Source organism: Pseudomonas sp. 3MA1 (assembly GCF_029237275.1).
GTDB classification, from domain to species: Bacteria; Pseudomonadota; Gammaproteobacteria; order Pseudomonadales; family Pseudomonadaceae; genus Aquipseudomonas; species Aquipseudomonas fluorescens_AP.
Map to the genome: position 1 here is coordinate 373,880 of NZ_JAACFX010000003.1, position 12,885 is coordinate 386,764.

The window sequence follows — 12,885 nt, forward strand, 5'->3', positions numbered from 1 at the left end:
TGTACCGCCGTGCGGCCGTCAGTCGTGACGAATGGCGATGGTCTTCAAGGTGGTGAAACCCAGCAGGGCCTCGAAGCCCTTCTCGCGGCCATAACCACTGGCCTTGACCCCGCCGAAGGGCAGTTCGACGCCGCCGCCGGCGCCGTAGTTGTTGATGAACACCTGGCCGCAGCGCAGCTTGTGGGCCATGCGCAGCTGGCACGCACCGTCCCGGGTCCAGACCCCGGCCACCAGGCCGAAGGCGCTGTCGTTGGCCAGGCGGATGGCCTCGGCTTCGTCCTCGAAGGGCAGCACCGCCAGCACCGGGCCGAACACCTCCTCCCGGGCCAGACGGCTGTCTGGCGGCACATCGCGAAACAGCACCGCCTCCTGGAAATAGCCGCCACTGCCGGCTTCGGCCACCACCTGCCCGCGGGCCGCCACCGGGATGCCGGCGGCCTCGGCTTCGCGGACAAACTCGCGCACCTGACGCAGCTGCTTCTGGTTGATCAGCGGGCCCATGTCCAGGTCCAGCTCCGAGGGCCCGGCGCGCAGTTGGCCGAAGCACTGGGCCAGGCGTTCCAGCAGCGGTTCGTAGAGGCTGCGCTGCACCAGCAGGCGGCTGCCGGCGGAACAGGTCTGCCCGCAGTTCTGCACGATGGCGTTGATCAGCACCGGCAGCGCGCGCTCCACATCGGCGTCGGCAAACACGATCTGCGGCGACTTGCCCCCCAGCTCCAGGGTCACCGGGCAATGCCGTTCGGCGGCGGCCTTGGCCACCAGGGCGCCGGTGCCGGTGGAGCCGGTGAAGGAGATATGCGCAATGCCAGGATGGGCGCACAGCGCCGCGCCCGCTTCATGACCGTAGCCACTGACCACGTTGATCGTGCCCGCCGGAAAACCCACCTGGGCCGCCAGTTCCGCCAGGCGCAGCAGCGACAGGCTGGCGTCCTCGGCGGGCTTGACCACGCAAGCGGTGCCCGCCGCCAGGGCGGCGCCGACGCTGCGGCCGAAGATCTGCATCGGGTAGTTCCAGGGAATGATGTGCCCGGTGACGCCATGGGGCTCGCGCACCGTGAGCACGGTATAGCCGGCCTGATAGGGCAAGGTCTCGCCATGCAGCTTGTCGGCGGCCCCGGCGTAGTACTCGAAATAGCGCGCCAGGGCCGTGGCATCGGCGCGGGCCACCTTCAGCGCCTTGCCGGTGTCCCGGGCCTCGATCTGCGCCAGCTCTTCGTGGTGTTCCAGCACCGCCTGGCCCAGGCGCGCCAGCAAGCGCCCGCGTTCCAGGGCCGACAGGCCGCCCCAGGGCCCGTCGAAGTTGTCGCCCAGCGCCCGCTGCGCGGCCTGTACCGCCAGGTCGATGTCCTCGGCGGTGCCGCGGGCGATCCGCGCGTAACCGATGCCGGTGCTGGGGTCGAGTACCGGAATGTCCTCGGCCCAGGACGAGGCTTGCCATTGGTTGTCGATGTAGTGTTCGAGGCTCATTTTCATCAGCTCCTGTTGCCTGCCAGACACTCGGCAATCGCCCGCCCGACGTCCACGGTGCTGGCAGTGCCGCCCATTTCCCGGGTGCGCGGGCCTTCGGCGAGCACCGTCTCGATGCTCTCGACAATCGCCGCCGCGGCCCGCTGGTAAAGCTCATCGCCCTGCCCCAGGTGTTCGATCATCAGCGCCGCCGACCAGATCTGGCCGATCGGGTTGGCCACGCCCAGCCCGGCGATGTCCGGCGCCGAACCGTGCACCGGTTCAAACAATGACGGATACAGGCGCTCGGGGTTGAGGTTGGCCGAGGGCGCGATGCCGATGGTCCCGGTACAGGCCGGGCCCAGGTCGGAAAGGATGTCGCCGAACAGATTGGAGGCCACCACCACATCGAACCAGTCCGGGTGCTGGACAAAGTGCGCGCAGAGAATGTCGATGTGGAACTTGCGGGAGTCGACCTGGGGATAGGCCTTAGCGATCTGCTCCACCCGCTCGTCCCAGAACGGCATGGTGATGGCGATGCCATTGGACTTGGTGGCCGCCACCAGATTGCGCCGGGGCCGGCGGCTGGCCAGCTCGAAAGCGTACTTCACCACCCGGTCGACACCGTGACGGGAGAACACCGACTCCTGCAGGGCGATCTCCCGCGGGGTGCCCTCCCACATGCGCCCGCCGACGCTGGAATACTCGCCCTCAGTGTTTTCCCGGACCACGATGAAATCGATGTCCCCGGGCACCCGCCCGGCCAACGGGCATGGCACCCCGGGCATCAGCCGCACCGGACGGATGTTCACGTACTGGTCGAACTGGCGGCGGATCTTCAGCAGCGAATCCCATACCGCAATATGGTCGGGCACGATGTCCGGCGCGCCCACGGCGCCGAAGAAGATCGCCTCGTGGTCGCCGATCTGCTCGGCCCAGTCGGCGGGCATCATGCTGCCGTGGACCTGGTAGTGCTCGCTGCACCAGTTGAAATGATCGAACTGCAAGGCGATGCCGAAGCGCCGGCCGACGGCTTCCAGCACGCGCAAGCCTTCGGGAACCACCTCGCGGCCGATGCCGTCACCGGCGATCACCGCGATGCGATGGGGAGGTTTTACAGCGGGATTGGTCCTGGACAAGCCGTCTCTCCTGGTCTGACGTGTTGTTCTTATGGAGGCAGGTCAAGCGCACGGGCGAGCCCATTCTGGGCACGGGGAAGCGCCCAGGGGAATTGCTCATTGTGGAAACCGCCTTCGCAAAATTCGAAGACGCGTCAGAGGGGGCCTGCCTAGAGCAGCAACTAGCCAGCCTGCGCCCCGGCCTGCCCGCAGCCGGCCAGGTAGTCGAACAGCTCGCGACTGGCCAGGGACGGTTGCTCGCGGCGCCTGCAGAGGAACATCTGGCGGTCGGCCCAAGGGTCGTCGATTTCGATAAAACGCAAGGCCATCTCCTTGCGAAAGATCTGCACCGCGCCCTGGGGCAGCACCCCCACGCCCTGCCCGGCGGCGATCAGCCGGCACACCGCCTCGAAGCTGCGCACCTGCACCCGCAGGCGCAGGGGCATGCTCACCGCGGCCGCGGCTTCGGTGATCAGCGGGGTGATGGCGGCGTTGTCTTCCAGGCCGACGAAGTCGTAGCCGAGCAAGTCCTGGAAGCGCGCATGGCTCATCTTGAACGGATGAGCCTGGGGCACGATCAGGCACAGGCGGTCGCGGCAATAAGGGATGTAGTGCAGGTCCTGGCCCCGCGGCCGGGTGGTGACGATGCCCACATCGGCCACACCGTCACGCACCGCGAGGATGATCTCGCGGCTGCGCTCTTCGCGGATGTCCACGCGAATCCCCGGATGCAGGTCGCTCCACTGGGTCAATTGCCGGGGCAGCTCCTGGCTCATGGCCGAGCTGTTGGCATACAGGCTGACCCGGCCGGTGGCGCCCTTGGCGAAGTCGGCCAGGTCGGCGTGCATCACATCCACCGCCCGCAGCAGGCTTCGCGCGTGTTCGGCCAGGGCCAGCCCCGCCGCCGTGGGCTGCACCCCGGTGGAAGTGCGGATCAGCAACGTCACCTTGAAGTGCTGCTCCAAGAGCGACAGGCGCCGGCTGGCGGCCGACAGCGACAGGTGCGACTGCTCCGCCGCGCGGGACAGGTTGCCCAGGGTCAGGGCCTTGAGAAACAGCTCGATGGAAGTCAGGTCCGGGGCCATGCCAGGTTCCTTGTGCGCAGTGCATGGAAACTACCCACTCGGGTCGCCCCTGTCCAACCTGGGGAAACACACTCGCCGCGGCTTCAACGCCCGGAAAAACGCAGCCGCGACAGCTGGCGCAGATCCCCTTCCAGGTAGTAGGGGTTGCTCCAGCTGTCGTCCACCGCCAGCGGCTGTACCTGCTTGAGGGCCAGCTGCTTGGCGAAGTAGCGGAACCGGTAGTGCTCGTAGAAGCGCAGCAGCTCCAGGCCGTAGCGGTCCGCCAGGTCGGTGTCGCCCCGGATGATCAGGAAGTTCTCGTCGTTGCTCTGGCTGGCGCCGACGCTGAGGTTGTGGCTGCCGCTGATGATCACCGGCGCCTCGCTGGTGAAGTCGGTGACGATGGCCTTGGTGTGCACCAGCAGGTTGCCCTTCTGGCCCTTGAGCCCTTCCTTGAGCCAGCCTTCCAGGCCGTTGTTGAGCAAAGCGGTGGCGGCGAACTCGGCGCTGCGGTCGGCGTGGAAGCCGGTGATGCGGCTGGCGGTGTTCTGCAGGCCATAACGCAGCACATCGTCGTGGGGCTGGCCGAGCAAGGCATCGAGAATGCTGTCGGGCAAGGCGAAGGCGGTGACGAACAGCAGGTCGCGGCGGGCGCCGTTGATGATGTCGACGAATTCGCTGAGATCGCCCTGACCGCTGCGCGGGGAAAACCCGGCGAACAGCGGCGCCTGCGGCTGCATGGGATTGTTCTGGGTCAGCCATTGACGGGTGGCGCCCACGTCCGCCGGGGTCGCCCAGACCTGTTCGAACACCTCCAGGTAGCGCGCGGCCAGGTCGGCGCGGTCGAGGCTGTGCAGCACATTGGCCTGGCGGTAGACGCCGTTGGCGGTGAAGTTGGTGCTGCCGCAGAGCACCGACTGCGGCTGGCGCTGGCCGGCGGCGTCGAGGCGGCTGAGGACGATGAACTTGTCGTGGAAGATGGCGTGGGTCACCCGCCCGCGTTTACAGTCCTGCGGCAGGTGTTGCAGGCTGGCCTGGTTCAGCGTGGTGTCGGCATCGCCGGGGGCGGCGTGGTACAGCACCCGCACCTGCACGCCACGGTCGAAGGCGGCGTTGACGGCCTCGATGATCGCCTGCAACTGGTACTCGTAGATGGCGATGTCCAGGCTCCAGCTGGCGTCGGTGGCGCGCTGGATAAAACCCAGCAATTCCTCCAGCAGGCCGTTTTCCAGCCATTGCCGGGGCGCGTCCGGCCAGTCTTCGATGGCCAGGTTCTTGTTGGCGCTGAGCAGCGCATCGAGCTCGGGAAACTTGCGCGAGAACGCCTGACTGGCGGCCACCGCACGATTGAAGATCACCCGCTGGCCGGGAGGCTGGCCGTTGTCGGCGCTGATGCTCAACTCCAGGGCTTCGCCCAGTTGCGGCGCCTCCGGGCTGCCATACACCAGGTGCACCCGGTAGTTGAGGGTGGTGCCGGGGTTGACCGCGTAGTCGGCCCAACGGAATTTCTGCAGCGGCGCCTGATCGCTGGGGGTGGCGTTGTATTGGGGAAAGGTGTGGGCCTTGCCGGGAAAGGTCAGGCTGTTGAACAGAAACAGCCAGGGCTTGCTGCCAGTCTGCTTCTCGATGGCGAACCCCAGCAGGCCCTGGCGCCGCGAAGCGTCCAGGTCCATGGCCAGCAGCACCCCGTTGGTCCCGGCGTAGGCCTTGACCCGAAAATCGTCCTTATCGTTACGCACCAGTACCCGCATGAAGTCACTCCTGTGTTGGCGCAGGCAGTGTAGCCGCTGCCGCAGGCTGCGAACGGGCCCGAAGGGCTCGCCGGGACGGGCGCTGCGTTGTTTTTTGTAAAGGACGGGGGGAGCATTGCGCCGACTGCGTCGGCGATCGCAGCCTCGCGGGCTCGGCAGCGGCCACACAGATGCACCAACGCACAGATACAGAATTACAGGTCGAGGTGCTGGTAGGTGGCGTTGAGCCGCATCGCCAGTTCCCGGGCCCGGCCCAGGCGGATAGGGCCGCGTTCGATGTCGAGCAGTAAGGTCGGGCAGTTCAGGGGCTGCAACAGCGGCAGGCTTTTCAGCCGGCCATCAGTGATCAGCAGTACACGCTGCTGCTCCGCCGGCAGGCGGCGCTGGCGCTGCTCCAGCCACTGGGCCGCTTCGCTCAGGGCTTGCGGCAAGGGCGTGCCGCCGCCAGCGCCGAGGCCGTCGAGCCAGTGCCACAGGTCCTTGGAGGCCTTCAGGCCCTGCACTTGCCAGTTCGGCGCGCGGCCGCTGACCGTAAGCAGGGCCAGGCGCGCGCGCTGGCGGTAGGCGTCGTCGAACAGTTGCGCCAGCAGGCCCTTGGCGTCGCTCAGGGCGCTGTGGCGACGGGTCGAGGCCGAGGCGTCGACGATCACCAGCCACAGCTCATGGGGCGAACGGCTGCGCAGGCGAAACAGCAGGTCTTCGCGCAACCGTGGCCGGCCCTTGAGCAAGGTGCCGGGCCAGTTGATCGAACCGCTGCCGGCTGCGCGACTGGCGCCGTGCCGACCTTGATCCAGGTGCCCCGCCCGGGGCCTGGCATCCGCCCCCCGGTCAGTACGGGGGCGGATGCCTAGGGCTTTTTTGGCCAGCTCGGCACTTCACGGCGGGCGCCGGTGGGCAGGGCCCGGGCCGGCATTTCGCCCCATTGGCCCTGGCCTTCGCTGGGGTTGGCGTTGGCGGGCGCCGGTGCCTGGGGGCTTGAGCCTGACGACGGCGCGTTGGGCGGCGTCTCCCGCCGCCGGTGGCGCAAGGCGAACTCGGCCACGGCGTCGATATCCTCCTCGGCAATCGCCGGGGCGCCGCGCCAGGCGGCATGGGCGCGGGCCGCGCGCAGCCAGACCAGGTCGGCGCGCAGGCCGTCCACGGCGGCGGCAAAGCAGCGCTCGGTGATCAGCGCCAGGGCCTGGTCGTCCAGCGGGATGTCGGCCAAGGCCGCCCGCGCCCGCTGGCAGCGCTCACGCAACGCCGCCTGGGGTTCGGCCCACTGGGCGCAGAAGCCCTGGGGATCGCTGTCGAAATCCAGCCGACGGCGAATGATCTGCCCGCGCTCTTCGGGGGCGGGCTGGCCGCTGAGGGCGACGTTGAGGCCGAAGCGGTCCAGCAGTTGCGGACGCAATTCGCCCTCTTCCGGGTTCATGGTGCCGATCAGCACGAACTTCGCCGAATGGCGATGGGAAATGCCGTCGCGCTCGATCAGGTTGGTGCCGCTGGCGGCCACGTCCAGCAGCAGGTCCACCAGGTGATCGGGCAGCAGGTTGACTTCATCGACGTAGAGCACGCCGCCGTCGGCCTTGGCCAGCACCCCCGGGGAAAACTGCGCGCGGCCTTCACCCAGGGCGGCATCCAGGTCCAGGGTGCCCACCAGGCGCTCTTCGCTGGCGCCCAGGGGCAAGGTGACGAACTGCCCGCTGGCCAACAGGTCGGCCAGGCCCCGGGCCAGGGTCGACTTGGCCATGCCTCGTGGGCCTTCGATCAGCACGCCGCCGATCTTCGGGTCGATGGCGGTCAGGCACAGGGCCAGTTTCAGGCCTTCGGCGCCGACCACGGCGGACAGCGGGAAATGGGGGGTGTCGCTCATGTCAGGGTCTCGCTTGGGTCGGGTCGGGGGTGTCCGTGGGGACGCTTTCGCGAGCAAGCTCGCTCCTACAACGGCAATGCCAGCCCTGTAGGAGCGAGCTTGCTCGCGATCCGCGCCGGTTCAGGAATCTTCTTCTATATCCAGCAGCAGGTGCTCCAGGGCTTCACGATAATCGCCGGGCTCTTGCCACAAGCCGCGCTGCTGGGCTTCCAGCAGGCGCTCGGTCATGTCGCGCAGGGCGTGGGGATTATGCTGGCGGACGAACTCGCGGGTCGAGTCGTCCAGCAGATAGGCATCGGCCAGCAAGGCGTACTGGTGATCGTCGATCAGCTCGGTGGTGGCGTCGAAGGCGAACAGGTTGTCCAGGGTCGCAGCCATTTCGAAGGCGCCCTTGTAGCCATGGCGCTTGACCCCTTCGATCCATTTCGGATTGGCCGCGCGCGAGCGGATCACCCGGTTCAGTTCTTCCTTGAGGGTGCGGATCTTCGGCAGGTCCGGCTGGCTGTGGTCGCCGTGGTAGCTGGCAGCCTTGGCCCCGCTGAGGCTTTCCACCGCCGCCAGCATGCCGCCCTGGAACTGGTAGTAATCGTTGGAATCGAGCAGGTCGTGCTCACGGTTGTCCTGGTTCTGCAGCACCGCCTGCACCTGGCTCAGACGGGTGGCGAACTGCTCGCGGGCGGCGGTGCCCTCATCGCTGCCGCCATAGGCGTAGCCGCCCCAGTTCAGGTAGACCTCGGCCAGGTCCTCGCGGCTCTGCCACAGGCGACCGTCGATGGCGCCCTGGACCCCGGCGCCATAAGCCCCGGGTTTGGCACCGAAAATCCGCCAGCCGGCCTGACGCGCGGCCGCGTCCTGCTCCAGGCCGGAGGCGATCAAGGCCTCGCGCTCGGCGCGGACCCTGGCCGCCAGCGGATTCATGTCCTCGGGCTCATCGAGGGCCGCCACTGCTTGCACCGCCGCGTCGAACAGGCGGATCAGGTTGGCGAAGGCGTCGCGGAAGAACCCGGACACCCGCAGGGTCACGTCGACACGGGGCCGGTCCAGCAGGCTCAAGGGCAGGATCTCAAAGTCATCGACCCGCTGGCTGCCGGTGGCCCACACCGGACGCACGCCCATCAGGGCCATGGCCTGGGCGATGTCGTCGCCGCCGGTGCGCATGGTCGCGGTGCCCCACACCGACAGGCCCAGGTGCAGCAGGTGATCGCCATGGTCCTGCAAATGGCGTTCGAGGATCAGGTTGGCCGACTGGAAACCGATGCGCCAGGCGGTGGTGGTGGGCAGGTTGCGCACATCCACCGAATAGAAGTTGCGCCCGGTGGGCAGCACGTCCAGACGCCCGCGGCTTGGCGCGCCGCTGGGGCCGGCGGGGACGAAACGCCCGTTCAGGGCCTCCAGCAGGCCGCGCATTTCCGCCGGGCCACAGGCGTCCAGGCGCGGCGCGACCACCTCGCGCAGGCCGTCGATAATGCTCTGCACCGGCTCCCAGCCGGGTTCATCCAGCTGCGCCACCGGGCCCTGGAGCGCCGCCTCGATCAACTCGGCGGCATACAGCTCCAGGCGCTCGCGCACGTCGCCGGCGGTGCGCCACAGCGCCTCGCTGATCTGCCGCAACGGTTGCGGGCGGCGCCCGGTCCAGGGTTCGGCCAGGGCGCAATCCAGCGGATCGAAGCCCAGCTCGAAGGCCTTGGCCAAGGCCCGCAGCAGGCTGGCATGGGCGCCCTTGCCATCGCCCCGGGGAATGCGCAGCAGGGCCAGCAGGGTGTCGAGGCGCAGGCGGCCCTCGGGGGATTCGCCGAACACATGCAGGCCATCGCGGATCTGCGATTCCTTGAGGTCGCACAGGTAGGTGTCCAGGCGCGGCAGCCAGATGGCGGCGTCGGCGTCGCTGTCGAGCGCGCCTTCCAGTTGCAGCTCGCGGTCGATATGGGTTTCGCGCACCAGTTGCAGGATGTCCCGTTGCAGCTCGCGGGCGCGACGTGGGTCCAGCAGTTGGGCTTCGTAGTATTCGTCCGCCAGCAGTTCCAGGTTACGCAGCGGGCCGTAGGTTTCGGCACGGGTCAGCGGCGGCATCAGGTGGTCGATGATCACCGCCTGGGTGCGGCGCTTGGCCTGGGCGCCCTCCCCCGGGTCGTTGACGATGAACGGGTAGATGTTCGGCAGCGGCCCCAGCAGCGCATCCGGCCAGCAGTGTTCCGAGAGGCCGACACCCTTGCCCGGCAGCCATTCCAGGTTGCCGTGCTTGCCGACGTGGATCAGCGCATGGGCGCCGTAGGCCTGGCGCAGCCAGAAGTAGAACGCCAGGTAGCCATGGGGCGGCACCAGGTCCGGGTCGTGGTAGACCGCGCTGGGGTCCACCTGGTAACCCCGGGCCGGCTGGATGCCGACGAAAGTCAGGCCAAAGCGCAGGCCGGCGATCATCATCCGCCCGTCGCGGCACATCGGATCTTGCTGCGGCGCGCCCCAGCGCTGCAGTACCGCCTCGCGGTTGGCCTCGGGCAGGGCCTGGAACAGCGCCGCGTAGTCATCCAGGGCCAGGCTTTGCTGACACGGACGCAGGTCAATGCTGTCCAGGTCGTTGCTGACCCCGCCGAGCAACTGCTGGATCAACTCGGTGCCGCTGGCGGGCAGTTCGGCAGGCAGCGGATAGCCTTCGGCGTGCAGCGCCTTGAGGATGTTCAGCGCCGCCGCCGGGGTGTCCAGGCCGACGCCGTTGCCGATGCGCCCGTCGCGGGTCGGGTAGTTGGCCAGCACCAGGGCAATGCGCTTGTGGCCGTTGTCCAGGCGCCCCAGCTCGACCCAGCGCCGGGCCAGTTCGGCGACGAAATCCATGCGCTCGGGCTGGCCGCGGTAGCACACCACGTCCGACTGGCTGCGCTCGCTGCGCCAGGCCAGGTCCTTGAAGCTGATGGGCCGGCTGATGATGCGCCCGTCCAGTTCCGGCAAGGCGATGTGCATGGCCAGGTCCCGCGGGCCCAGGCCCTGCTCGCTGTCGCGCCAGCCGGGCTCGTTGTCCTGGGCGCAGATCGCCTGGATCACCGGGATATTGCGCCGGAACGGCCGCAGGTGCGGGGCCTCGGGGCTGGACTGGGCAAAGCCGGTGGTATTGAGGATCACCCCGGCCGCGGTTGCATCCAGCCAGTCTTCCACCTGGCTCAGGCAGCCGGGCTCCTTGAGGCTGGCCACGGCGATCGGCAAGGGATTGAGCCCCGCCGCCTGCAAGCGCTGGCAGAACAGGTCGATAAAGCCGGTGTTGGCCGCTTGCAGGTGGGAGCGGTAGAACAGCAGCGCGGCCACGGCTTGCCCCGGCTGCCAATCGGCCTGCCAGTCGCTGAGGGCCGCCTGGCTTTTGTGTGGGTGATAGATCGCCGTGCGTGGCAGGGTTTGCGGTTCGCTCCAGGGGTAGTCGCGCCCCAGCAGACCGCTGGCCAGGCAGCGATAGAAATTCAGCGCGTTGTCGCGCCCGCCCTGGCGCAGGAACTGCCACAGGCGATCGCGCTCGACGGGGCCCACGGTGCTCAGGTCGCTGAGCTCCGGGTCGGGGCGGTCGTCCCCCGGCACCAGAATCAGCTGCACCCCGCGCTGGGACAGCTCCACCAGCCGCTCGACGCCGTAGCGCCAGTAGCCGATGCCGCCGTGCAGGGAAATCAGGATCACCTTGGCGTGGCGCAGCACCTGGTCCACATACAGATCCACCGAAGCGTGGTTCTGCACCTGCATCGGGTTGGCCAGGCGAAAGCTCGGGTAATCCTCGGGCAACTGCTCGGCGGCATCGGCCAGCAGCGCCAGGCTGGAATCGCCGCTGCACAGGATCACCAACTCGGCGGGGGTTTGTCCAAGGTCGGCAATGTTGTCATCCGAGACGAAACCGCCGGGCTGGGTCCTGAGCAGGTGCATGGCTTACACGCTGAGGGCGGCGCGCAGTTGCGCTTCGAGTTGGGCGGCGTCCAGTTCCTGGCCGATCAGCACCAGGCGCGTGGTGCGGGCTTCGTCAGCGCCCCACTTGCGGTCGAAGTGCTTGTCGAAGCGCGTGCCCACGCCCTGGATCAGCAGGCGCATCGGCTTGTTGGGGATCGCGGCAAAGCCCTTGACCCGCAGGATGCCGTGCTTGACCACCAGCTGGGTCAGGGCGTCCAGCAGCAGGCTTTCGTCGGCCTGGGGCAGCTCGATGGAGATGGAGTCGAAGGCGTCGTGATCGTGGTCGTCGTGATCGTCATCGCCGTCGTGGTGATGGTCGTGGTGGCTGTGACGGCCGTCGATGTGTTCCTCGGAACCGGCACCCAGGCCCAGCAGCACGTCCAGGGGCAGGCGGCCGCTGCTGGCTTCGATGACTTTCACCGCCGGCGGCAGCTCCTCGGCCACTTCCAGGCGCACCTTGGCCAGGTCTTCGGGGTTGATCAGGTCGGTCTTGTTGAGGATCACCAGGTCGGCGCTGGACAGCTGGTCGGCGAACAGCTCGTGCAGCGGCGATTCGTGGTCCAGGTTGGGGTCGAGCTTGCGCTGGGCGTCCACTTGCTCGGGGAACGCGGCGAAGGTGCCGGCGGCCACGGCCGGGCTGTCGACCACGGTGATCACCGCATCGACGGTGCAGGCACTGCGGATTTCCGGCCACTGGAAGGCCTGGACCAGGGGCTTGGGCAGGGCCAGGCCGGAAGTTTCGATAAGGATGTGGTCCAGGTCGCCGCGACGCGCCACCAGTTCGCGCATCACCGGGAAGAACTCTTCCTGCACGGTGCAGCACAGGCAGCCGTTGGCCAGCTCGTAGACCCGGCCGCTGGCCTCTTCCTCGGTGCAGCCGATGGAGCATTGCTTGAGGATCTCGCCGTCGATGCCCAGCTCGCCGAACTCGTTGACGATCACCGCGATGCGCCGGCCCTGGGCGTTGTCCAGCATGTGCCGCAGCAAGGTGGTCTTACCCGAACCAAGGAAGCCGGTGACGATGGTGACGGGAAGTTTGGCCAGTGTTTTCATCGGATGCCCCTTGGCAAAGGTGGCGGGCATACGGGACGAGGGCCGCAGCGCAGAGGCGCGCGGAGATTTCGCCACCGGATCACCCCGCCCGGTTGTAGTGAGAATCTGGGATCGAGGCAGGTCTCCTGGCTGAGGGCTTGCCAGTCGTTGGACCGGCGGTTGCTGCGCCTTCCCGCCGGCGTTGTGGACGCCAATGCAGTGGCCTTGCAGAAACCAAACCCTTCACAGTTGCGGGGGCAGCCGCGGCATCGACCGCGTTCCCTTCTTAGCTTCGACCGCTGGCCGAAGAACCTCGAACGCGCAAGGCTACGCAGAGCGCGGGGGACGGTCAATCGGCAATGCGCCGGTGCCGCTCGGCAAGCCCCTCGTTCACGGCAATTGACGCCCCTGCCCCGCCCATGATTTCCTACGCGCCTTGTTACGGGTGCCCTTCACAGGGTGAAACGGGAAACCGGTGAATCACGTGCTTAACTAAAAAGCCGTGGCCAGTCCGGTGCTGCCCCCGCAACGGTAAGCGAGCGAAGTGTCAGATCCACTGTGCCACGGCATGGGAAGGCGACACTTTTCGGCACGGTACGACATGAGTCGGCCCCTGCCCCTCGCGAGCCCGGAGACCGGCCCGCAACACTTACATAACAAACCCGCGGTGGGCGGGCGCTGTTGCAAACCCTGCGTGCTCCTCA

General features: G+C 67.9%; 8 protein-coding genes and 2 riboswitches. All 8 genes read right to left on the reverse strand.

Annotated features, from left to right (window positions below; genetic code table 11):
• Positions 1-18: 18 nt before the first annotated feature.
• Positions 19-1,467, reverse strand: coding sequence for an aldehyde dehydrogenase family protein (locus GWQ44_RS10690; protein ID WP_275927276.1), 1,449 nt, complete (start codon positions 1,465-1,467; stop codon positions 19-21).
• Between the two features lie 5 nt (positions 1,468-1,472).
• Complete coding sequence (locus tag GWQ44_RS10695; protein ID WP_275927277.1) at positions 1,473-2,585, reverse strand: tartrate dehydrogenase; 1,113 nt, start codon at positions 2,583-2,585, stop codon at positions 1,473-1,475.
• A 161-nt stretch (positions 2,586-2,746) separates the two neighbouring features.
• Positions 2,747-3,649, reverse strand: coding sequence for a LysR family transcriptional regulator (locus GWQ44_RS10700; RefSeq protein WP_016967801.1), 903 nt, complete (start codon positions 3,647-3,649; stop codon positions 2,747-2,749).
• Between the two features lie 83 nt (positions 3,650-3,732).
• Positions 3,733-5,379, reverse strand: a complete 1,647-nt coding sequence (locus GWQ44_RS10705; protein ID WP_275927278.1) for a phospholipase D-like domain-containing protein — start codon at positions 5,377-5,379, stop codon at positions 3,733-3,735.
• A gap of 194 nt (positions 5,380-5,573) precedes the next feature.
• A complete protein-coding gene (locus GWQ44_RS10710; protein ID WP_345894541.1) occupies positions 5,574-6,173 on the reverse strand; it encodes a VWA domain-containing protein in 600 nt (199 codons plus the stop codon).
• 53 nt (positions 6,174-6,226) lie between these two features.
• Positions 6,227-7,234 (reverse strand): AAA family ATPase, encoded by a 1,008-nt coding sequence (locus GWQ44_RS10715; protein WP_275927279.1) that lies wholly within the window; start codon positions 7,232-7,234, stop codon positions 6,227-6,229.
• A 120-nt stretch (positions 7,235-7,354) separates the two neighbouring features.
• The gene (gene cobN, locus GWQ44_RS10720) at positions 7,355-11,128 is read right to left on the reverse strand and encodes a cobaltochelatase subunit CobN (RefSeq protein ID WP_275927280.1); all 3,774 of its coding nucleotides are present in this window, start codon (positions 11,126-11,128) and stop codon (positions 7,355-7,357) included.
• Between the two features lie 3 nt (positions 11,129-11,131).
• Positions 11,132-12,202: a cobalamin biosynthesis protein CobW gene (gene cobW, locus GWQ44_RS10725; protein WP_103739650.1), complete on the reverse strand. Its 1,071-nt coding sequence runs from the start codon at positions 12,200-12,202 to the stop codon at positions 11,132-11,134.
• Positions 12,203-12,299: 97 nt separating this feature from the next.
• Positions 12,300-12,512, reverse strand: a riboswitch (cobalamin riboswitch).
• Positions 12,513-12,607: 95 nt separating this feature from the next.
• Positions 12,608-12,840: riboswitch (cobalamin riboswitch) on the forward strand.
• Positions 12,841-12,885 lie beyond the last annotated feature (45 nt).

Coding starts and splice junctions, on each gene's coding strand:
- GWQ44_RS10690 (WP_275927276.1), bottom strand. CDS start 1,467: ATGAGCCTCGAACACTACATCGACAACCAATGGCAAGCCTCGTCCTGG.
- GWQ44_RS10700 (WP_016967801.1), bottom strand. CDS start 3,649: ATGGCCCCGGACCTGACTTCCATCGAGCTGTTTCTCAAGGCCCTGACC.
- GWQ44_RS10705 (WP_275927278.1), bottom strand. CDS start 5,379: ATGCGGGTACTGGTGCGTAACGATAAGGACGATTTTCGGGTCAAGGCC.
- GWQ44_RS10715 (WP_275927279.1), bottom strand. CDS start 7,234: ATGAGCGACACCCCCCATTTCCCGCTGTCCGCCGTGGTCGGCGCCGAA.
- cobN (WP_275927280.1), bottom strand. CDS start 11,128: ATGCACCTGCTCAGGACCCAGCCCGGCGGTTTCGTCTCGGATGACAAC.
- cobW (WP_103739650.1), bottom strand. CDS start 12,202: ATGAAAACACTGGCCAAACTTCCCGTCACCATCGTCACCGGCTTCCTT.